This is a genomic window from Mycolicibacterium celeriflavum, assembly GCF_010731795.1.
GTDB lineage: Bacteria > Actinomycetota > Actinomycetes > Mycobacteriales > Mycobacteriaceae > Mycobacterium > Mycobacterium celeriflavum.
In genome coordinates this window covers 1,985,907-2,007,315 of the sequence record NZ_AP022591.1, presented here as the reverse complement: position 1 = coordinate 2,007,315, position 21,409 = coordinate 1,985,907, and the positions used below count along the sequence as shown (strand labels likewise).

The window sequence follows — 21,409 nt, the reverse complement described above, 5'->3', positions numbered from 1 at the left end:
GCGCTGGCCTGTGTCATCCTGTTTCGGTGACCTACGACTCCCGCACGCGAGGAGGACAACTGGGTCCAGAGCGTCGCGGCGGCGGCCGCGTGCCCGTGCTGCGCGACGAGTGGCGCGAGCCGCTGCGCGCTCAACGTGACCCGCTCGCCGAGAGCTCGGGACGGGTCAGGTCCAATCGCGAGGAGCACCGCGGGATTCGCAAGCAGACGTGGCTCGGCCGCTTCCTTTCCACCTACGGCTGGCGGGCCTACGCGCTGCCGGTCCTCGTCGTCGTGACCGCGGTCGTGGTGTACCAGACGATCACCGGCACCAGCGCGCCCGCGCCCAAGCAGGCCGAGGGCCCGGTGCAGGGTCCACCGACCATCGGGGTGGCCAGCACGGCGATCATCGGCGCGCCGCCGAAAGGGCTGACACAGTTCGACGCGAACCTGCCGACCGGAATCCTGCCTCAGGGCGGGCCGTTCACCCAAGCCGGCGCCAAGACGTGGCACATCGTGCCGGGCACCACGGCCCAGGTCGGGCAGGGCACCGCGAAGGTGTTCAGATACACCGTCGAGGTCGAAAACGGCATCGACACCGCGACGTTCGGCGGCGATGAGGCGTTCGCCCGCATGGTCAGCGAGACGCTGGCCAACCCCAAGAGCTGGACGCACAATCCGCAGTTCGCGTTCATCCGCCTCGACGCGGCGTCGGGCGGCGAGCCCGACTTCCGCATCTCGCTGAGCACGCCGATGACCGTTCGCGAAGGCTGCGGATACGACATCCAGCTGGAGGCGTCCTGCTACAACCCGGCTTACGCCGACGGCCAGCCGCGCGTGTTCATCAACGAGGCGCGCTGGGTGCGCGGCGCGGTGCCGTTTCAGGGCGACGTCGGCTCGTATCGGCAGTACCTGATCAACCACGAGGTCGGCCACGCGATCGGCTATCAGCGGCACGAGCCGTGCGGGGGTAACGATCAGCTGGCGCCGGTGATGATGCAGCAGACCTTCTCGACCAACAACAACGATGCCGCGCGGTTCGACCCGCAGTCGGTGCAGCCGGACAACCACACCTGCAAGCCCAACCCCTGGCCGTACCCGATCGCCTGAGCGAGACCTGCGTCACCCCCTCCGTTGCGTCTTCTGCGCGAACGTGCGGGTTTGCACACGACACGCCGACGTTTTCCAGCGTTTCCCGCACGCTCACAGCCGGCGAGCGTGCGGGAAGCGCTGAGGTCGCATTGCTGTTGAAAGTCGTACCTGCTGAGATGGTCTGCAGACGTCAAACAAGGAGATTTCTCGGTGTCGACACCGTTGCCGCCGCTGGTCGAACCGGCGGCCGAACTCACCCGCGAGGAAGTTGCGCGCTACAGCCGCCACCTCATCATCCCGGACCTCGGCCTGGACGGGCAAAAGCGGCTGAAGAACGCCCGGGTGCTGGTCATCGGCGCCGGCGGGCTGGGTTCGCCGACGCTGTTGTACCTCGCCGCGGCCGGCGTCGGCACGATCGGAATCGTCGAGTTCGACGTGGTCGACGAGTCGAACCTGCAGCGCCAGATCATCCACGGCCAGTCCGACATCGGCCGGTCCAAGGCCGAAAGCGCCCGTGACTCGATCCTCGACATCAACCCGCTGGTAGACGTCCGGCTGCACCAGTTCCGCCTCGAGCCCGACAACGCGGTCGAGCTGTTCGAGCAGTATGACCTGATCCTGGACGGCACCGACAACTTCGCCACGCGCTATCTGGTCAACGATGCCGCGGTGCTGGCGCACAAGCCGTATGTGTGGGGCTCGATCTACCGGTTCGAGGGCCAGATCTCGGTGTTCTGGGAGGACGCCCCCGACGGTCGGGGCCTGAACTACCGCGACCTGTACCCGGAGCCGCCGCCACCCGGGATGGTGCCGTCCTGCGCGGAGGGCGGCGTGCTGGGCATCCTGTGCGCCTCGGTCGCGTCGGTGATGGGCACCGAGGCGATCAAGCTGATCACCGGAATCGGGGAAACGCTGCTGGGCCGCCTGATGGTCTACGACGCGCTGGACATGACGTACCGCACCATCAAGATCCGCAAGGACCCCTCGACGCCGAAGATCACCGAGCTGATCGACTACGACGAGTTCTGCGGCGTCGTCTCCGATGCCGCCGCCGAAGCCGCTGCCGACTCCACGATCACCCCGCGCGAGCTCAAGGAGCTGCTGGATTCCGGCAAGCCGCTGGCCCTGATCGACGTGCGTGAGCAGGTCGAGTGGGACATCAACCGCATCGAGGGTGCCGAGCTGATCCCGAAGGGCTCCTTCGAGTCGGGTGAGGCGCTGGCGAGGCTGCCGGTCGACCGCACGCCGGTGTTCTACTGCAAGACCGGGGTGCGCTCCGCCGAGGTGTTGGCGATCGCGAAGAAGGCGGGATTTTCCGACGCGATGCATGTTCAGGGCGGAATCGTGGCCTGGGGCAACCAACTCGAACCCGACATGGTCATGTACTAACGGCTGGTTAGCCGGTATTCGGCTTACGCTGAGGTGGTGACTGTCGAACGGCCACCGGATCATGTGCTGGCCGCGTTCGGCCTGACCGGCGTTGCGCCGGTTCCTCTCGGATCGAGCTGGGAAGGCGGCTGGCGCTGCGGCGAAGTCGTGCTGTCGATGGTCGCCGACCATGCCCGGGCCGCCTGGTCGGCCAAGGTGCGGGAGACGTTGTTCGTCGACGGAGTGCGGTTGGCGCGTCCCGTGCGCTCCACCGACGGACGGTACGTGGTCGCCGGCTGGCGCGCGGATACCTTCGTAGCGGGGACCCCGGAGCCGCGCCACGACGAGGTGGTCTCGGCCGCGGTGCGGCTGCACGAGGCGACGGCCAAGCTGGAACGCCCGAGGTTTCTGACACAGCCGCCGGTGGCGCCGTGGGCCGACGTCGACGTGTTCATCGCCGCCGACCGCGCAGCGTGGGAGGAACGCCCGCTGCATTCGCTGCCGCCGGGCGCACGCGTGGCGCCCGGTTCGGCCGACGGGCAGCGCTCGGTCGAACTGCTCAACCAACTCGCCGGGCTGCGCAGGCCGACGAAGAGCCCCAGCCAACTGGTGCACGGGGATCTTTACGGCACAGTGCTTTTCGCGGGCACCGCCGCGCCGGGGATCACCGACATCATCCCGTACTGGCGGCCGGCATCGTGGGCGGCCGGCGTCGTCGTGGTCGACGCGCTGTCCTGGGGCGAAGCCGACGACGGGCTCATCGAACGGTGGAGCCCGTTGCCCGAATGGCCGCAGATGTTGTTGCGCGCGCTGATGTTCCGCATCGCGGTGCACGCGCTTCACCCGCGGTCGACGGCTGCCGCGTTCCCCGGACTGGCTCGCACGGCGGCGTTGGTGCGCCTGGTGCTCTAGGGCGCCTTTTGCGCGCGAAATAGCATTCCTGGTCGCGACCCGGTATCGAGCACAGCCGTCAGTTCTCACTCGACGTGCTCAGAACGTGTGCCGAACCTCGCTGAGCCGTATCCGGCCGTCGTGCGCGAGCACGCCTTCTGCCCGCAGCCGCTCCAGCTGACGCGTCGCCAGGTGCGGTGCGGGCTTCCCCGACGCGGTGATCACGCGGTGCCACGGCAGGTCCGACGAGTCGGTGCGCATGATCCAGCCGACGATGCGCGGACTGGAAAGCCCTGCCGCCTCGGCGATGTCGCCGTACGTCGACACGCGACCGGCAGGAATGGACGCCACCAGAGCGCGCACCGCTTCGACCTGTTCGTCGGTGATCGCGGCCATCGCTAGTTCAATCGCTCGCGGATCAGGCCCGCGGTCTCTTCGGGCCGGGCTTGAGCCACCATGTGGTCGCAATCGAATTCGATCAGTGTGAAGTCGGGACGGTCGGCGATTCCTGTGAGCAAGTCGTCGGTGACATACGGCGGGTCGGTCTTCATCGCCCGTACCAGCGTTACCGGAACACCGTTGGACGGTAACGTAATCGGACGCGCGAGCTCGCTCCAGTAGGCCATCATCGCGGGAATGCTGATCCGCCAACCGCACCGGCCGGTCGGCAGGTCGATCAGGTGCTCGTCGAGTTCGCGCTCCAGCTCGTTCGCGTCCACCTCGCCCCATGACCCGTTCACCTTCTCCGCGCGTGCTTCGGCGCGGTCGGGATAGTCCGGCGAGGCGAACATGTCGTCGGCGATGTCGCGCATCCACCTGCCGTCCAACCCCACTGCGGGATCGAGCAATACGAGCGCCGACACCAAATCCGGTCGCGCAGCAGCGAGACTCAACGCGATCGCACCGCCGAACGAATGCCCGACAACCACGACCGGCCCGTCGAGCAACCCGGCCAGCGCCGCCACATTGGCTTCGATCGTCCACGGCGCCGCCCATGACGAACGACCGTGGCCGAGCAGGTCCGGCGCGGCGACCGCGAACTCGGACAGATGCTGCGTCGCCAACGTCTGCCACCTCTGCCCGTGCCCGGTCAGGCCGTGGATGGCCAATACCTGCGCCGAACCCGGCGGACCGTAGCGGTGAACATGCAGGAGTTCGGTCACAGGTGTTGATGCTGCCAGCATCCGGTGCCGCCCACTTGTCGGACCCCCGTGGTGTCATGCGTTCATGTCCGCGCCACAGACCGATCTCAGCCCGACCGCGCTCACCGAGCCCGGCATGCGCGGCGTGGTGCGCGTGATCGGGGGTGCGGGCACCGGTAAGAGCACGCTGTTGGTGCAGACCGCGGCGGCGCACATCGCCGCGGGCACTGAGCCCGAAGCCGTTCTACTGCTGACCGGTTCGGCTCGCCTCGGGGTGCGGGCCCGCGCTGCCATCACCGCCGAACTGCTGCGAGCGAGCTCGCACACCGCTGTGCGTGAACCGCTGGTGCGCACCGTGCATTCATACGCCTTCGCGGTCCTGCGACTCGCGGCGCAGCGCAATGGCGACCCGCCGCCGCGGTTGATCACCGCAGCCGAACAGGACGGCATTGTGCGGGAACTGCTCGCCGGCGACGTGGAGGACGGCGACCGGTCGGCGATCGCGTGGCCGCATCACCTGCGGCCGGCGTTGAGCACCGTCGGCTTCGCCAACGAGCTGCGTGACCTGCTCGCGCGCTGCACCGAACGCGGTGTGGATCCCCTTGACCTGCAACGCATCGGACGGCGCTCGGGCAAGCCGGAGTGGCTGGCGGCCGGTCAGTTCGCGCAGGCCTACGAGCAGATCATGCTTTTGCGCTCGGCCGTCGGAATGGCCGCGCCGCAAGCCACCATCCCCGCGCTCGGCGCCGCAGAACTGGTGGGGGCGGCGCTGGAGGCGTTCGGCACCGACGCCGAGCTGCTGGCCGGCGAGCGGTCCCGCGTCAAACTGCTCCTCGTCGACGACGCGCAGCAACTGGACCCGCAGGCCGCACGGCTGGTACGCGTGCTGGCCCAAGGGGCCGAACTCACCGTGCTCGCGGGCGATCCCAACCAGGCGGTGTTCGGCTACCGCGGGGCAGATCCTGCGCTGCTGCGTGGCGACGAGGCGGCGATCGTGCTGACCGAATCCCGCCGCTGCGCACCGGCGATCGCCGACGCCATCACCGGAGTCGCGCGACGCTTGCCGGGTGCCGACAAAGGTCGTGTGCTGACCGGAACACCCGGCCCGGCGGGCACGCTCGCGGTACGTATCGCCGCCTCGCCGCATGCCGAGGCGGCGCTGATCGCCGACGCGCTGCGGCGCGCCCACCTGGTCGACGGGGTGCCCTGGTCGCAGATGGCGGTCATCGTGCGGTCCGTGCCCCGCCTCGGTGCCGCGGTGGCCCGCACGCTGGCGGCCGCGGGCGTTCCCGTCGACATGCCGTCGTCGACGCCGGTGGGTCAGCAGCCCGCGGTGCAGGCGCTGCTCACAGTGCTCGCCGCGACCGCGCAGGGTTTGGACGTCGAGCGGGCCTCGGCGCTGATCACCGGACCGATCGGCCGTGTCGATCCGGTGTCCTTGCGCCAGTTGCGCCGCGCGTTGCGGCGGTTCGATGGTTCCCGGCCGCCAAGGGATTTCGGCGACCTGCTCGTCGAGGCGTTGCAGCACGGCGTCGACGGGTTGCCCGACAACCTGGCCCGTCCGTTGAGTCGCGTGCGCAGGGTGCTGGTCGGGGCCCGCCGCAGCGCCGACGACGGGGACGACCCGCGCTACACGCTGTGGCAGGCCTGGCACCGCTCGGGTCTGCAACGGCGCTGGCTGGCCGCAAGCGAACGCGGCGGCCCGTCGGGTGCGCAGGCCGACCGGGACCTTGACGCCGTCACCGCCCTGTTCGACGTCGCCGAGCAGTACGTCAACCGCACCCCGGCGGCATCCCTGCGCGGGCTCATCGACCACGTCGCGGGACTCGGCCTGCCCGCCCGTGAGCACGGCGGCGACGTCGAGGCGGTCGCGGTGCTCAGCGCCCACGCCGCGCTGGGCCGTGAGTGGGAGTTCGTCGTCATCGCCGGTATGCAGGAAGGGCTGTGGCCCAACACGATTCCCCGCGGCGGCGTGCTGGCCACCCAGGAACTCGTCGACGTGCTCGACGGTGTCACCGCGGAAGGCGACCGGGGAGTGTCGACCAGGGCGCCGTTGCTGGCGGAGGAGCGCCGGTTGCTCATCGCCGCGCTGGGACGTGCCCGCGGTCGCCTGCTGGTGACGGCGGTCGACAGCGACAGTGGTGACGAGTCGATGCTCCCCTCGGCGTTCTGCCACGAACTCGCCGAGCAGGCGGGTGACGCTGTACCCGACATCACCACACCGGTCACCGCGCCGCGGATGTTGGCGCCTGCCGCGCTGGTCGGGCGGTTACGGGGGGTGGTGTGCGCCGCCGACGGCGCGGCCGACGACGACGTGCGGGCCTGTGCGGCAACACAGTTGGCTCGGCTGGCGGCGGCCGGGGTGCCGGGCGCCGACCCTGCGCAGTGGCAGACCATGACGCCGTTGTCCAGCGAAGAACCGCTGTGGAGTGGCGACGACCATACCGTGACGCTCTCCCCGTCGACGTTGCAGATGCTCACCGACTGCCCGCTGCGCTGGCTGCTCGAACGCCACGGCGGCGCCGACGGTCGCGACGTGCGCTCGGCGGTCGGGTCGCTGGTGCATGCCCTGGTCGCCGACCCCGGGCGCACCGAAAGCCAGATGGTCAACGTTCTCGAGAAGCTCTGGCCCCGCCTGCCGTTCGACTCCCGCTGGTATGCCGACAACGAACTCGGCCGCCACCGCGCGATGTTGGCGACGTTCGCGCAGTGGCGCGCGCAGACCCGCGACGAGCTCACCGAGGTGGGCAGCGAGGTCGCAGTCGACGGCGTGGTCGTCGACTGCGATGACGGCGCGCCCGACGTGCGGGTTCGAGGTCGGGTCGACCGCCTCGAGCGCGACAGCGAAGGCCGGCTCGTGGTGGTCGACCTCAAGACGGGCAAGAGCCCGGTGACCAAGGACGACGCGCAGAGCCATGCGCAGCTGGCGATGTATCAGCTGGCGATCGCGAAAGGTCTGCTCGGTCATGGTGAGTCACCGGGCGGTGGTCGCCTGGTCTACCTCGGCAAGACCGGCGCCGCCGGTGCCACCCAGCGGGAGCAGGACGCGCTGACCGCGGAGAAGCACACCGAGTGGCGCGACACCGTGCGCCGGGCCGCGGCGGCCACTCAGGGCCCGGAATTCGTCGCGCGGATCAACGACGGATGCAGTCACTGCCCCGTGCGGTCGATGTGCCCCGCCCAAACCGCCACCGGAGGTGTGTCATGACCGCGCGCTACAGTCCGTCCGAACTCGCCGCGGCGCTGGGCATGTTCGCGCCGACCGACGAGCAGGCCGCGGTGATCGCCGCACCACCTGGACCTCTGGTGGTCATCGCGGGCGCCGGTGCGGGCAAGACCGAGACCATGGCCGCACGGGTGGTGTGGCTGGTCGCCAACGGCTACGCCCGCCCCGGCGAGGTACTCGGGCTGACCTTCACCCGCAAGGCCGCCGGACAACTGCTGCGCCGGGTCCGCACCCGCCTGGCGCGCCTGTCGGGAACGGGCACCTTTTACCCAGCGGGTGACGCCGACGAACCGCCCACCATCAGCACCTACCACGCGTTCGCGGGGGACCTGCTGCGTGAGCACGGGCTGCTGCTGCCCGTCGAGCCGGATACCCGGTTGCTGAGCGAAACCGAACTGTGGCAGTTGGCTTTCCGTGTCGTGTGCGAGCACCCCGAGCTGGACACCGAGAAGACACCGGCGGCGGTCACCTCCATGGTGCTGCGGCTGGCGGGTCAGCTCGCCGAGCACCTCGTCGACACCGACCAGCTGCGCGATACCCACGTCGAACTCGAGCGGCTGGTGCACACGCTGCCCGCCGGGCCGTACCAACGCGACCGCGGCCCGAGCCAGTGGCTGCTGCGGCTGCTGGCCACCCAGACCGAGCGCACCGAACTGGTGCCGCTGATCGACGAGCTGCACCGCCGGATGCGTGCCGAGAAGGTGATGGACTTCGGCATCCAGATGGCTTCGGCGGCCCGACTGGCCGAGCAGTTCCCGCGCGTCGGCGAACAACTGCGCAGCCGGTACCGGGTGGTGCTGCTTGACGAGTACCAAGACACCGGCCATGCGCAGCGGGTCGCCCTGTCGTCGTTGTTCGGTGGCGGCGTGGACGACGACCTCGCGCTGACCGCCGTCGGCGACCCCATCCAGTCGATCTACGGCTGGCGCGGCGCATCGGCCACCAATCTGCCGCGCTTCACCACCGACTTCCCCCGCTCGGACGGCACACCGGCGCCCACGCTGGAGCTGCGCACCAGCTGGCGCAATCCGCCTCGCGCGCTCTACCTGGCGAACGCGGTATCCGCGCAGGCGCGGCGCCGTTCGGTGGCGGTGCGCTCACTGCGGCCGCGGCCCGACGCCGATCCGGGAACCATCCGGTGCGCATTGTTGAACAACGTTGTGGCCGAACGTGAGTGGGTCGCCGACCACATCGCCGCTCTCTACGACGGGGCGCGCGGGCGCGGCGTGCCGGCGCCGACGACCGCTGTGCTGGTGCGGCGTAACGCCGACGCCTCGCCGATGGCCGACGCGCTCACCGCACGCGGTGTGCCCGTCGAAGTCGTCGGGCTGGCTGGTCTGCTCGGTGTGCCGGAGGTGGCCGACGTGGTCGCGATGCTGCGGCTGATCGCCGACCCCACAGCCGGCAGCGCGGCCATGCGCGTGCTCACCGGGCCGCGGTGGCGGCTGGGCGGACGCGACATCACCGCACTGTGGCGGCGGGCGGTGCACCTCGACGACACCGGCGGCGTGGCGACTGCGGACGCCGCGGAGCGGATCGCCGTGCAAGCCGGCCCCGACGCCGATGCCGCCTGCCTGGCCGAAGCCGTCACCGACCCCGGTGCGCCCGAGGCATATTCGCCGACGGGCTATGCCCGGATCGTGGCGTTGGGTCGCGAGCTGACCGCGTTGCGCGCGCACCTGTCGAACCCGCTGCCCGAACTCGTCGCCGAGGTGCGTCGGGTTCTCGGCGTCGACACCGAGGTGCGCGCGCGCCGTCCGGTCTCGGCGGGCTGGACGGGTACCGAACATCTCGACGCGTTCGCCGACGTGGTCGCGGACTTCGCGAGTCGTCCCGGGGCCGGCGTCACCGGGTTTCTGGCCTATCTCGACGCCGCCGAACAGGTGGAGAACGGCCTCGCCCCCGCCGAGGCGTCCGTCGCGACCGACCGGGTGCAGATCCTGACCATCCACGCGGCGAAGGGACTCGAATGGCAGGTGGTGGCCGTTCCGCACCTGAGCGGCCGGGTCTTCCCGTCCACCGGCGCCGCTCGCACCTGGCTCACCGACGCCGGCGATTTGCCGCCGCTGCTGCGTGGCGACCGGGCCACGACGTCCGAGCACGGCGTCCCAGTTCTCGACACCGCCGACGTCAACGACCGCAAGCGGCTCTCCGATGCGATCGCCGACCACAAGAAGAGCCTCGAGCAGCGCCGCATCGACGAGGAGCGTCGATTGCTCTATGTGGCGCTCACCCGCGCCGAAGACACGCTGCTGCTCTCGGGTCATCACTGGGGGGCGGCCGAGGGCAAGGCCCGCGGACCGTCGGAATTCCTGTGTGAGCTCAAGGACGTCATCGACCGGTCCGCCGCCACGGGCGAACCGTGCGGCGTCATCGAACATTGGGCGCCCACTCCCGCCGACGGTGAACCGAATCCGTTGCGCGACGAGGTGATTGAAGCCGTGTGGCCTGCCGACCCGGCCGGATCGCGCCGCGTCGACGTCGAGCGGGGTGCCGCGCTGGTGGCCGAGGCGATGGCCGGCGGATGTGATGAGCAGCCCGTCGACTATGAAGGCTGGGTGGCCGACGTCGACGCGCTCATCGCCGAACGCGACCGGGTGACCGACACACCGGCGCCGCCACTGCCCCTTCAGGTGTCGGTCAGCACGCTGGTGGAACTCGGCAGGGATCCCGAGGCGGTCGGGCAGCGGCTGCGCCGTAGGCTGCCGACCCGTCCCGATCCGCATGCCTTGCTGGGCACGGCGTTTCACGACTGGGTGCAGCGCTTCTACCACGCCGAGCGGTTGTTCGACCTCGACGATCTGCCGGGCGCGGTCGACCACGACGCCGCTGTTGCCGATGAACTGGCCGAACTGCAGGCGGCGTTCGCGGTTTCGCCATGGGCCGCCCGCACCCCGATCGATGTGGAGGTCCCGTTCGACATGGTGATCGGGGGCAGGGTGGTGCGCGGCCGTATCGACGCGGTCTTCGCCGACGACGACGGCGGCGTCACCGTGGTGGACTGGAAGACCGGACAGCCGCCGGGCACACCGGAAGCTCAGCGGCACAACGCGGTTCAGTTGGCGGTGTACCGGCTGGCGTGGGCGGCGCTGCGCGGCTGCGCGGTCGAATCGGTGCGGGCCGCGTTCCACTATGTCCGCAGCGGCACGACTGTCGTCCCCGATCCACTGCCCGGCGTCGAGGAACTCACGGGACTGCTGGAGGCGGCCTAGGACTCCCGGTATACCTTCACAGCCTCGAGGATCATCGGAATCTGCAGCGGCAGACGGGCGATCGCGCCCAGCCGCATCGGCAGCGGCTTGTCTTTCCAGAGCCGGACCATGTTGACGTTGGCCGGGAACACCGCGAGGAACAGTGCCACCGCGGCGAGCGCGCCGACGCGTCGGGTCTTCGGCGCGAGCAGCATGCCGCCCACACCGAGTTCGGCGAGGCCCGACGCATACGTGTAGAAGCGCGGGCTGCCGGGCAACTCGGCGGGAATGATCGTGTCGAACGGCTTCGGCGCGACAAAATGCAACGTCCCCATGCCGAGCAGGCCGGCCCCCATTCGGTAGGCGCGCGAAGGGGCGGGCGGTTGCTGCAGTTCGGGCAGGGGAGAGGTCATGATTACATTGTGGCGTGCACACCCCTGCGGGACCGGTAACGGGTCCTCGTGGCAAAAGGTAGGCTGCGGCGCCGGCTCGCCGCGATCGAGCAGGACCTGACCTCACAGCCGGACTCGCGGCTCGTCGACATCCTGCGAATTCCCGAGCCGTTCGTCAGCCCCACTCAGCGGATCATCCGGCGGGTCATCTATGCGACGGCGGCGCTGTTCGCGGCGGTTCTCATCGTCTATCTGGACCGCGACGGCTACCGCGACGTGCAGGACAACACCCTGTCGCTGCTGGACTGCCTGTACTACGCGACGGTGTCGCTGTCGACCACCGGCTACGGCGACATCACCCCGTTCACGCCCGAAGCCCGGTTGATCAACGTGCTGGTGATAACGCCGCTGCGGGTGGCGTTCCTGATCGTGCTGATCGGCACCACAGTGGAGACGCTGACCAGCCAGTCGCGCGCGGCATTGAAGATCCAGCGATGGAGGAGCAGAGTGCGCAACCACACCGTCGTCATCGGCTACGGCACCAAGGGCAGGACGGCGGTCGCCGCGATGGTCGGCGACGAGGTCGCCCCCGCCGACATCGTCGTCGTCGACGAGAACGCAGCGGTGCTCGAGCGGGCCCGCGGTGCCGGGCTGGTCACCGTTCACGGCGACGCCACCAAAGCCGACATCCTGCGGCTGGCCAGCGCCCAGCACGCGAAATCGATCATCGTGGCCACCGACGACGACGCCAGCGCCGTGCTGGTCACGTTGACGGCGCGGGAACTGGCGCCGAACGCCAAGATCATCGCCGCCGCCCGCGAATCCGACAATCAGCATCTGCTGCGGCAGTCGGGTGCCGATTCCACTGTGGTGTCCTCGGAGACCGCCGGCCGGCTGCTCGGTATCGCCACCCAGACGCCCAGCGTCGTGCAGATCATGGAGGATCTGTTGACACCGGATGCCGGCTTTGCGATCGCCGAACGGGAAGTGACGCCCAAAGAGGCGGGCGGATCTCCGCGCCACCTTCATGACATCGTGCTCGGCGTGGTGCGCGACGGACAGCTGCTGCGCGTCGACTCACCGGAGGTGGACACGGTCGAAGCCGGCGACCGGCTGCTCTACATCCGGAGCGCGGACTCCGAATGATGGCGCCGTTCCGGCTTCGTAACGTCCCCCTGCTGTCCCGCGTCGGTGCCGACCGCGCCGACGCCCTGCGCACCGACGTCGACGCGGCGCTGGCCGGGTGGCCCGACGCGCTGGTGCTGCGCGTCGACCGCCGCAACCAGGTGTTGCTCGCCGACGGCCGGGTCGTGCTCGGCGACGCCGCCAAGCTGGGCGATCGCCCGCCGGAGAACGCGGTGTTCCTCGGCCGGCTCAACGACGGCCGCCATGTGTGGGCGATCCGCGGTGCGCTCGAAGGGCCGGAAGACCCGCACACCGAAACCGAGGTGCTCGACCTGCGCCGGGCCGGCCAGGTGTTCGACGATGTCAGCGCGCAACTCGTCGCGACCGCGACCGCGCTGCTCAACTGGCATGACAGCGCGCGCTTCAGCGCGGTGGACGGGTCGCCGACCAAGGCCGTCAAGGGCGGTTGGGCGCGGGTCAACCCGGTCAACGGCCACGAGGAGTTTCCGCGCATCGATCCCGCGGTCATCTGCCTGGTGCACGACGGACACGACCGCGCAGTGCTGGCCCGCCAGACGGTGTGGCCGGAGCGGCTGTTCTCGATACTCGCGGGCTTTGTCGAGGCCGGTGAGTCGTTCGAGAGCTGCGTCGTCCGCGAGATCGCCGAGGAGATCGGGCTCACGGTCACCGACGTGACCTACCTCGGCAGCCAGCCATGGCCGTTCCCGCGGTCGCTGATGGTCGGCTTTCACGCGATCGGCGATCCCGAGCAGGAGTTCTCGTTCAACGACGGCGAGATCGCCGAGGCGGCCTGGTTCACCCGCGCCGAGATCCGCGACGCGCTGGAGCACGGCGACTGGAGCAGCGACTCCACGTCGCGGCTGCTGCTTCCGGGGTCGATCTCGATCGCGCGCGAGATCATCGAATCCTGGGTCGCGCAGGGCTGAGGGCGAACTAACCCGCCAGCTTGGCCTTGACGTCGCGCGCGGTCGGGTTCGTCAACGTCGAACCGTCGGGAAGCTTCAGCGTCGGCACGGTCTGGTTGCCGCCGTTGGCGGAGGCCACGAACTCCGCAGCCGCGGGATCGTTCTCGATGTCGACCTCGGTGAACGCGATGCCCTCCGCCTGCAGCGCCTTCTTCAGGCGCACGCAGTAGCCACACCAGGTGGTGGTGTACATGATCACGGGAGTCTGTGCTGCGCTCATAACGCGTTCAACGTAACCGATGGAGCGAACATGCCCGACGGCGTACCGGCCATTTGTCACCGGCCCCTGCCAAGATGGACCGCATGTCGGTAGAGGCCGCTTCGGTGCACAGTGGCACGAGCCCGATTGACGACCTCGACGACGAGCAGCGCGAGGCCGTGCTTGCCGCCCGCGGACCGGTGTGCGTGCTGGCCGGTGCCGGTACCGGCAAGACGCGCACCATCACCCGCCGCATCGCCCACCTCGTCGCGGGCGGGCACGTCGCACCCGGCCAGGTGCTCGCGGTGACGTTCACCTCGCGCGCGGCCGGGGAGATGCGCGCTCGCCTGAGGGCGCTCGACGCCGCTTCCGGCGGGGTGGGCACCGGTTCGGTGCAGGCGATGACGTTTCACGCCGCCGCCCGCCGCCAGCTGTCCTATTTCTGGCCCCGCGTCGTCGGCAACACGATCTGGGAACTGCTCGACACCAAGTTCGCGGTGGTGGCGCAGGCCGCTAACCGGGTCGGTCTGTCGACGGGCACCGACGACGTGCGTGACCTCGCGAGCGAGATCGAGTGGGCGAAGGCGTCGTTGATCAGCCCCGAGGCGTATCCGGCCGCGGTCGCGCAGGCCGGCCGCGACATCCCGTTCGATGCGGCGAAAGTTGCGGCCGTCTACACCGGCTATGAGGCGCTGAAGGCCCGTCGCGACGGCACGACCCTGCTGGACTTCGACGACCTCCTGCTGCACACCGCCGCGGCGATCGAGAACGACGCCGCCGTGGCGCAGGAGTTCCGCGACCGCTACCGCTGTTTCGTCGTCGACGAGTACCAGGACGTCACGCCCCTGCAGCAGCGGGTGCTCGACGCCTGGCTCGGTGAGCGCGACGACCTGACCGTCGTCGGCGACGCCAACCAGACCATCTACTCGTTCACCGGCGCGACCCCCCGCTATCTTCTGGACTTCTCCCGGCGCTTCCCCGATGCGGCGGTGGTCCGCCTCGAACGCGACTACCGGTCCACGCCGCAGGTGGTGTCGCTGGCCAACCGAGTCATCGCCGCCGCGCGCGGCCGGATGGCGGGCAGCAGGCTGCATCTGGTCGGGCAGCGAGACCCCGGCCCGGCGCCGACGTTCGCCGAGTACCCCGACGAGGTCGCCGAGGCCAACGCGGTGGCCAAACAGGTCAAACGGCTGCTCGAATCCGGCACCGAACCGGCCGAGATCGCGGTGCTGTACCGGATCAACGCGCAGTCGGAGGTCTACGAGGAAGCGCTCACCGAAGCCGGTGTGCCGTTTCAGGTCCGCGGCGGCGAAGGGTTCTTCAGCCGTCAGGAGATCCGACAGGCGCTGGTGGCGTTGCAACGGGCTGCCGAACGCGGTGTGGACACCGACGACGCCGAGGGACTGCCCGAGGCGGTGCGCGTCGTGTTGGAGCCGCTGGGGCTGACCGCCGAACCCCCCGCAGGCACCAGGGCGCGCGAGCGGTGGGAGGCGCTGACCGCGCTGGCCGAACTCGTCGCCGAGGAAGTGGCGCTGCGCCCGTCACTGGACCTGCCTGCTCTGCTCGTCGAACTGCGGCAGCGCGCCGACGCCCGGCATCCTCCCACCGTGCAGGGCGTCACGCTCGCGTCGCTGCATGCGGCCAAAGGCCTCGAGTGGGACGCCGTGTTCCTGGTCGGCCTCGCTGATGGCACGCTGCCGATCTCCCACGCCCTCGCGCATGGCCCGGACAGCGAAGCGGTGGAAGAGGAGCGTCGGCTCCTCTACGTCGGAATCACCAGGGCGAGAGTGCATTTGGCGCTCAGTTGGGCGCTGGCCCGAACGCCCGGTGGACGGCAGAGCCGCAAGCCGTCCCGCTTCCTCAACGGCATCGCACCGCAGTCGTCACATGGCGGGGACGCCCCGACGAAGCCGCGGCGTGCGCGCGGCGCCACCCCGCGCTGCCGCATATGCAACAGCGTGTTGACCGCACCGCCCGCGATCATGTTGCGCCGCTGCGAAAGTTGCCCGTCCGACGTCGACGAGCAACTGCTCACCGAACTCAAGGACTGGCGGCTGCGCACCTCCAAGGAAATGAGCGTGCCCGCCTACGTGGTATTCACCGATAACACGCTGATCGCGATCGCCGAGATGCTGCCGGCCGACGATGCCGCGCTGGTCGCCATTCCGGGCATCGGCGCCCGCAAGCTCGAGCAGTACGGCGCCGATGTGCTCGCCATGGTCAAGGGACGCCAATCGTCGTAAAAATCGCGCCAAACCCGCAGGTCAGAAAATCGGTTGTGCGTTGCGGCTGTTACCCTTAGCCTCGACATCGCACCGCTTGGGTGCTTTTTGTGCGAGAGGAGGGGCCGACATCGTGAACAGCAACAGCGCGTTCACCGGCGTAGGCGCGGCCATTCCGGCTGCCGGCATGCCGCGGGCCCTCCACGTCGTCGCCACCGCCGCTGCGGCCCATCCCGCGCACGCCGCCGCTGCCGCCGCTGCCATCACCCCGCAGCGTAAGCGCCGCGCCGCCGCCGCGACTGCATCGTCCGTCGATCGGGGCACCACTTAGGTAAAGCCACGATCTCCGCCACAGAGGCCACGGACCCGCAGTCAACCGGATCCGTGGCCTTCGTCTTTCGAAAGCCGTTCGACGCCTCGAAGACTCGGTCCCGGATCCAGCCAGAACTGATCCGAAGAGATACGAAACCAAGGAAGCCGAGGTACGAGCCATGTCATCTGCGATGAGCGCTCGCGCAAAGAGCGTCCCATCGGGGACATGCCGAGAGAAGACGAAGTTGACGGTGCCGTGTCACAGAGCCGATCCGGATCTGTGGTTCGCCGAAGACCCCGTCGAGCTCGAGCGCGCCAAGGCGTTGTGCGCGGATTGCCCGATCCGCCGCGAGTGCCTGGCCGCTGCGCTGGAACGTCAAGAGCCATGGGGCGTTTGGGGTGGTGAGATCCTCGAACGCGGGACCGTCATCGCTCGCAAACGGCCGCGGGGCCGGCCACGCAAGAACACGGAAAACCCGGCAGCGGCTTAGGGGTGTCGGGTTTCCCGGCGGGACGGCCGAGTGATCGTTACGTTGATCCCATCGGCTAAGGGGGCGCCATGGCGAAGGTCGCGGCATTTCGGTCCGACGACGCGCGCGCTCGATACGTCGAGCTCTATGACGCGGCACTCGCGTCCAGCCCCGTACCGATCACCGAATCCGATGTGGAGACGTCCTTCGGCCTGACGCACGTACTGACGGCGGGACATCCAGCGATGCCTCCGCTCGTCGCGATCCATCCTCTGGCGTTCAGCTCCGCCTCCTGGGTACCGCTCCTGCCGACTTTCGTGGCGAACCACAGCGTCACGATGCTCGACGCCCCCGGCGATCTCAACAAGAGCGTTTCGATAAAGCCGATCACCGGCGCGGGCCTCGTCGTCGAATGGCTCGACGAGGCGCTGAGCGCCCTCGGTATCCAACGAGCCGCGGTGGTCGGCATGTCGATGGGGAGTTGGATGGCGACGCATTACGCCATGGCCTTTCCTGGCCGCATCGAACGTCTTGCGTTGATCGCACCGGTCGGACTGGTCAGCAACCAGCATTTCACCTGGATTCTGTCCGGGTTACTTGCCAACCATCTTCGCCCGACCGAGGCGCGTCTGGAAAAGTTCATCGAAGCAACGGCCACACCGGTGGGCCGGCGGCGCCTGCAACAGGACCCGTGGCGGATGATCATCCAGCAGTACGTCACCGGCGCAATCGGATTCCACAAACCGGTTCTGTCGCTGTTGCGACCCGGGTCCTGCGACCTGCAACGGCTCAACTCCGCTGAGTTTCCCGTCCTCGTGATGGTCGGCCGGCGGGAGTCACTTCACGACGGGCCCAAGATGGCCGCCCGGTTACGCGATCGGTTGCCCCACGCGCGAATTGAACTCATCGACGAGGCCAACCACCTGATTCCTGTCGATCAACCCGAAGTTGTGGAACGCCTGCTAGGCGAGTTCTTGAACTGAGCCTCGGGGACTGGGGCCGCTAGACGTCGTCGGGGTTGGCGAAGCCGGGAACGTACTCATCGGCGATGCGCCGGGTGTCGACGTGGGCGTCGAGCTGACAGGAGATCGCGACGATCGATGCGATCACCCGCATGGGAATCGCCAACTTCGGCGGGATGTCCATCTGCCGAGCGGTTCTGATCTGGCCCGCCGCGCGGTCGAGTTCCAACGTGGTCATCCGCTGCAACCACGACCGGCGGTAGTGGAAGACCGGAACCTCCAGCGGTTCGACGTACTGCTTGAGCATCTCATCGATTTCGCGCGTGGAAACCTGCTGGCCCTTCTGGATGAAGCCGGCCTTCTCCATGGTGGGCAGCAGCTTGTCGTAGTCCTTGTCGACGGCGTAGCGCAGAATCTGGCCGAGCTCCACTGGCCAGCCGCCCGGCATCGGCGCCACCGCGCCGAAGTCGATGACACCCATCTTGTCGTCGGGCAGCAGCATGAAGTTCCCAGGATGGGCGTCCCCGTGCACCATCTCGAGCCGGCGCGGCGCATCGTCGCAGAACTCGAACAGCCGGGTCGCCATCAGGTCACGCTGCTCCTGGGTGCCCTCGCGGATGATCTGCGACAGCGGGATGCCCTCGATCCACTCCTGAATGACGACCTTCGGCGCGCTGGCCACCACCTTGGGCACCACGAATTTCGGGTCGTCCTCGTAGGCCTTGGCGAACGCGCGCTGGTTGTCGGCCTCGAGCCGGTAATCGAGTTCCATCTCGGTGCGCTCGATGAGTTCGTCGACCACGCCCTGCACGTCCGCGCCGGGGGCCAACTGCTTGAGCACACCGACCATGCGCTGCATGGTCTTCAGGTCGGCGCGCAACGCCTCGTCGGCGCCGGGGTACTGGATCTTGACGGCCACCTCGCGACCGTCTGACCACACCGCCTTGTGGACCTGGCCGATGCTCGCCGACGCTATCGCCTTGTCGTCGAACGACTGGAACCGCTCGCGCCACTTGGTGCCCAGTTGCTGATCCAGCACCCGGTGCACCTTGGCCGCCGGCAGCGGCGGCGCCTCGCGCTGCAACTTGGTCAACGCCTCGCGGTACGGCTTGCCGTATCGCTCGGGGATCGCGGCCTCCACCACCGACAGCGCCTGGCCGACCTTCATCGCGCCGCCCTTGAGGTCACCGAGCACGGTGAACAGCTGCTGGGCCGCCTTGTCCATCAGCTCGGCGTTGACCTCGTCCTTCGACTTACCGGTCAGCCGTTTACCGAAGCCCAACGCGGCCCGGCCCGCCATGCCGACGGGCAGGCTCGCCAGCTTGGCGTTTCGCGCGGCCCGGCCCCGCTTGATGTCACTCACCAGACCATCATCCACGACCGCGCTGAACACCCCGCGACGACTTGCCAACAATGGATGTCAACATTCGCAGCCCGGATGACGCGACCACCGCCTCGCCACCACCGAACCCACGTTGACGTCGAACTCCAGCGTCGTGTCGAGCGTCTGCGGCGGCCCGGCGGAGCCACCCGTGTCGGCCCCGCCACGGACGGCCCGGATGACCCGGTCGACCTGGTTGAGCGCGAGCGCCGCAGTGCCCAGCACGGTCGCCCGATCGGCGCATCCGACGGTGTGGCGCAACTGCGCGGCGACCGCGGGCCACGCCGCATCTCGGTCGCTGCGATGCAAATCCGCGCACCCGAGGCAGCTCGTCACGCCGGGGATGACCAGCGGCCCGACCAGGCCGACGCCGTCGCGCACCCGCACCGGCAGGTGTGCCACCCCGGCGGCGTGCAACTCGCGCACCACGCGCGGGTCGGCGACCAGGTAGTCGGTGAGCACCACCAGATCGGTCGGCTCGGTCGGCGCGCCGGTGTCGCTGCGGTTGCTGTGGGTGAGGCGCGCACCCGAACATCGCAGCGCGGTGGCGAGCAGATCGGACAGCGGGCCGCGGCCGTGGATGCGCACCGCCGCGGCGCGGCCTCGTCGAGCCCGGGTGGGGGTGACCAGACCGGCGTCGACCAACAATGCGATCAGGTCTTCGACGACTGCCCGGTCAACCGTGGGGGCGTGCGCTTGCAGGTCGGCCTGGCTCGCGCCGGACTGCAGATGGCGCAGCATGCTCGCCACCGCCGCCGCGGGTAGCCCTGCCGGCGGACGGATCATGACCGCGCGCCGCGGATCCCAGCCCACCTGCACGGCGCCGTCCGGGCGCAGCAGCACCGGTGTCGCCGCGCTCAGCGCATATCGCGTCATCGGTCGAGCGTGCCACGCCGCGCGAGGGCCACCGGAAGTTATCCACAGGGCTGCGCGCAGCGGCGTTTCGGTGCACGTGGTCGCGCTGAACGCGACCCACCCAAGACACCCAAATCGCTGATATGGGGGGCGGTTTGTCAAGTGGGCAGGGTGAGGCGGCGGCCGCAACCGTCGTCGCGGCCGCCGCTTCGTTGACCAGGTGAGCAGCCGTTGGTGTCGAGCGTGTCTTATCGACGCGTGTCAGTCTGATATGCGCGGGTTGGTTACCGCAGGACGGGTCTTCGAGTCGGAGTGGATCGCAGGTCTACTGATCGAGCGTGATCAACTTGCAGGGCAACATGATTGCTCATAGCGATTTTCGCGGGTCACTCCAAGACGCTTGCCGACACCTCGATACGCCCACCTGGACGATCGGTGGCCTCAGTCCTCCATGACGGCCAATGACCAGCACCAGCCGGCCAGCTCGCGAGCGATGGCGGCGTTGGCCACCACGGGCGTTTGCGGCGTTCGTTGAATCGCACCCAGCGGGCGTGCAGTCGTCGGTTGGCGTGCTGGCCGCGGACCGTGCCGCCGCCGAGGCGGCATCCCAGCGTCGTCGCATCACCTCGCCGGGCCGATACGCTGGCCGGTGATGCCAGGCCGCCTCGATCAGCAACCGGCGTGCGTGGGTGTTGCCGGTACGGGTCAGCCCGCCCTGGGTCCGATTGTCTCCCGTGGAGTACTCGCAGGGCACCAGCCCGAGATAGGCGCCGATCGAGCGGCCGGTCAGCCGATGCCAGTCACCGATTTCGGTGGCCAACCCGAACGCCGTCAACGTGGAAACACCGCGCAGACACCCCAGCCGCGTCACCACCGGGGTGAACGTGGAATCGGCGGCCATCGCGGTGATGGCTGCATCGAGGCGGTCACGGCGAGCGGTGGTGGTCAGCATCGTGTCGAAGGCGGTGTCGTAGGCGATCGCCAGCGCGGGGTCGTCGAACCGCTGGCTTTGCAGCCATCGCTCGTGATTGCGCGACCAGGCCGTCCCGCCGTAGTAGACGATGCCCCGGCGCAGCAGCAGCTTCGAGAGCCGGTTGCGTGCGGCCATCAGATCTTTGCGGCAGGCCTCACGCGCGCGGAACAGATCGCGTGCGGATTCCTGCTCAACACTAGGGATCTCGACTTCCACAATTTCGCCCAAATGTAACAACCGGGCCAGATGGCGAGCATCGCGTTTATCGGTCTTGACTCGATCACCGACCGGACGCTGCAGCTTCGACGACGCGGCGACCGAACACCTGATCCCGGCGGCGTTGATGCTGCGCGCCAACACAAACCCCGTCGGGCCGGACTCGTAGGTCGCGGCCACCGGACCCGGAAGGTCGTTCAGCCACGCCACGATCTCGCCGTGATCCGGGGTCAATCGCCGCTCGAAGAGCTCTCCGGTGTCACCATCAAGACCGCACGCAACCACCGAACGTGCGTGCACATCCAAACCAACACTCGTACGCTGAACCTTCACTGGGGCCTCCCACATCTGTGGCTCTACCGGCCAGGACCACTTCCTGACGGCAACCCACGTTCACATGTGAGCGAGGCCCCAGCCCCCCATACCGT

Annotated in this window: 17 protein-coding genes and 1 pseudogene; 11 read left to right on the top strand and 7 right to left on the bottom strand. The window is 69.0% G+C overall.

Going from position 1 to position 21,409, the window contains the following annotated elements; translation table 11 throughout:
* The first annotated feature begins 26 nt into the window (after window positions 1-26).
* From G6N18_RS09815 to G6N18_RS09805, 3 genes are all read left to right on the top strand, one after another.
* Window positions 27-1,088, top strand: coding sequence for a DUF3152 domain-containing protein (locus G6N18_RS09815; protein WP_082949266.1), 1,062 nt, complete (start codon window positions 27-29; stop codon window positions 1,086-1,088).
* A gap of 192 nt (window positions 1,089-1,280) precedes the next feature.
* Window positions 1,281-2,459 carry an adenylyltransferase/sulfurtransferase MoeZ gene (gene moeZ, locus G6N18_RS09810; protein ID WP_083004957.1) on the top strand — a complete coding sequence of 393 codons (1,179 nt, stop codon included), beginning with the start codon at window positions 1,281-1,283 and terminating at the stop codon, window positions 2,457-2,459.
* 36 nt (window positions 2,460-2,495) lie between these two features.
* Window positions 2,496-3,350: a TIGR02569 family protein gene (locus tag G6N18_RS09805; protein ID WP_059165730.1), complete on the top strand. Its 855-nt coding sequence runs from the start codon at window positions 2,496-2,498 to the stop codon at window positions 3,348-3,350.
* Window positions 3,351-3,428: 78 nt separating this feature from the next.
* On the opposite strand, the gene G6N18_RS09800 is transcribed toward G6N18_RS09805, so the two are convergent.
* Together G6N18_RS09800 and G6N18_RS09795 are read right to left on the bottom strand one after the other, a co-directional pair.
* Window positions 3,429-3,725 carry an MGMT family protein gene (locus G6N18_RS09800; RefSeq protein WP_067218993.1) on the bottom strand — a complete coding sequence of 99 codons (297 nt, stop codon included), beginning with the start codon at window positions 3,723-3,725 and terminating at the stop codon, window positions 3,429-3,431.
* Window positions 3,726-3,727: 2 nt separating this feature from the next.
* Window positions 3,728-4,513 (bottom strand): alpha/beta fold hydrolase, encoded by a 786-nt coding sequence (locus tag G6N18_RS09795; protein WP_109749521.1) that lies wholly within the window; start codon window positions 4,511-4,513, stop codon window positions 3,728-3,730.
* Between the two features lie 43 nt (window positions 4,514-4,556).
* On the opposite strand from G6N18_RS09795, the gene G6N18_RS09790 reads away from it, so the two are divergent.
* Together G6N18_RS09790 and G6N18_RS09785 are read left to right on the top strand one after the other, a co-directional pair.
* Complete coding sequence (locus tag G6N18_RS09790) at window positions 4,557-7,679, top strand: ATP-dependent helicase (protein WP_067218988.1); 3,123 nt, start codon at window positions 4,557-4,559, stop codon at window positions 7,677-7,679.
* Window positions 7,676-10,909, top strand: coding sequence for an ATP-dependent helicase (locus G6N18_RS09785; RefSeq protein WP_109749522.1), 3,234 nt, complete (start codon window positions 7,676-7,678; stop codon window positions 10,907-10,909). Before G6N18_RS09790 ends, G6N18_RS09785 begins: the two co-directional genes overlap by 4 nt.
* Here the strand turns inward: G6N18_RS09785 and G6N18_RS09780 are convergent.
* Window positions 10,906-11,301 carry a DoxX family protein gene (locus G6N18_RS09780; RefSeq protein WP_067221146.1) on the bottom strand — a complete coding sequence of 132 codons (396 nt, stop codon included), beginning with the start codon at window positions 11,299-11,301 and terminating at the stop codon, window positions 10,906-10,908. The two genes, G6N18_RS09785 and G6N18_RS09780, sit on opposite strands and share 4 nt — an antisense overlap.
* Window positions 11,302-11,349: 48 nt before the next feature.
* On the opposite strand from G6N18_RS09780, the gene G6N18_RS09775 reads away from it, so the two are divergent.
* Window positions 11,350-12,426, top strand: a complete 1,077-nt coding sequence (locus tag G6N18_RS09775) for a potassium channel family protein (RefSeq protein WP_067221150.1) — start codon at window positions 11,350-11,352, stop codon at window positions 12,424-12,426.
* Window positions 12,426-13,352, top strand: coding sequence for an NAD(+) diphosphatase (gene nudC, locus G6N18_RS09770; protein WP_067221154.1), 927 nt, complete (start codon window positions 12,426-12,428; stop codon window positions 13,350-13,352). Before G6N18_RS09775 ends, nudC begins: the two co-directional genes overlap by 1 nt.
* Before the next feature lie 7 nt (window positions 13,353-13,359).
* Here nudC and G6N18_RS09765 read toward each other — a convergent pair whose 3' ends face one another.
* Window positions 13,360-13,611: a mycoredoxin gene (locus G6N18_RS09765; RefSeq protein ID WP_067221157.1), complete on the bottom strand. Its 252-nt coding sequence runs from the start codon at window positions 13,609-13,611 to the stop codon at window positions 13,360-13,362.
* Between the two features lie 74 nt (window positions 13,612-13,685).
* On the opposite strand from G6N18_RS09765, the gene G6N18_RS09760 reads away from it, so the two are divergent.
* The 4 genes from G6N18_RS09760 (at window position 13,686) to G6N18_RS09745 (ending at window position 17,577) form a co-directional block, all read left to right on the top strand.
* Window positions 13,686-15,833: an ATP-dependent DNA helicase UvrD2 gene (locus tag G6N18_RS09760; protein ID WP_272937598.1), complete on the top strand. Its 2,148-nt coding sequence runs from the start codon at window positions 13,686-13,688 to the stop codon at window positions 15,831-15,833.
* Window positions 15,834-15,945: 112 nt separating this feature from the next.
* On the top strand, window positions 15,946-16,143 hold the full coding sequence (locus G6N18_RS09755) for a hypothetical protein (RefSeq protein ID WP_083004962.1): 198 nt from the start codon (window positions 15,946-15,948) through the stop codon (window positions 16,141-16,143).
* A gap of 172 nt (window positions 16,144-16,315) precedes the next feature.
* Window positions 16,316-16,615, top strand: a complete 300-nt coding sequence (locus G6N18_RS09750; RefSeq protein ID WP_272937599.1) for a WhiB family transcriptional regulator — start codon at window positions 16,316-16,318, stop codon at window positions 16,613-16,615.
* Window positions 16,616-16,683: 68 nt separating this feature from the next.
* Window positions 16,684-17,577: an alpha/beta fold hydrolase gene (locus G6N18_RS09745; protein WP_083004967.1), complete on the top strand. Its 894-nt coding sequence runs from the start codon at window positions 16,684-16,686 to the stop codon at window positions 17,575-17,577.
* 19 nt (window positions 17,578-17,596) lie between these two features.
* Here G6N18_RS09745 and G6N18_RS09740 read toward each other — a convergent pair whose 3' ends face one another.
* From G6N18_RS09740 to G6N18_RS09730, 3 genes and pseudogenes are all read right to left on the bottom strand, one after another.
* The gene (locus tag G6N18_RS09740) at window positions 17,597-18,934 is read right to left on the bottom strand and encodes a macrolide-binding ATPase MABP-1 (protein ID WP_067221175.1); all 1,338 of its coding nucleotides are present in this window, start codon (window positions 18,932-18,934) and stop codon (window positions 17,597-17,599) included.
* 42 nt (window positions 18,935-18,976) lie between these two features.
* Entirely contained in the window at window positions 18,977-19,813 is an 837-nt protein-coding gene (locus G6N18_RS09735; protein WP_067221167.1) for a bacteriocin biosynthesis cyclodehydratase domain-containing protein, read from the bottom strand.
* 420 nt (window positions 19,814-20,233) lie between these two features.
* Window positions 20,234-21,314: pseudogene (locus G6N18_RS09730) on the bottom strand (IS110 family RNA-guided transposase).
* Window positions 21,315-21,409: the final 95 nt, after the last annotated feature.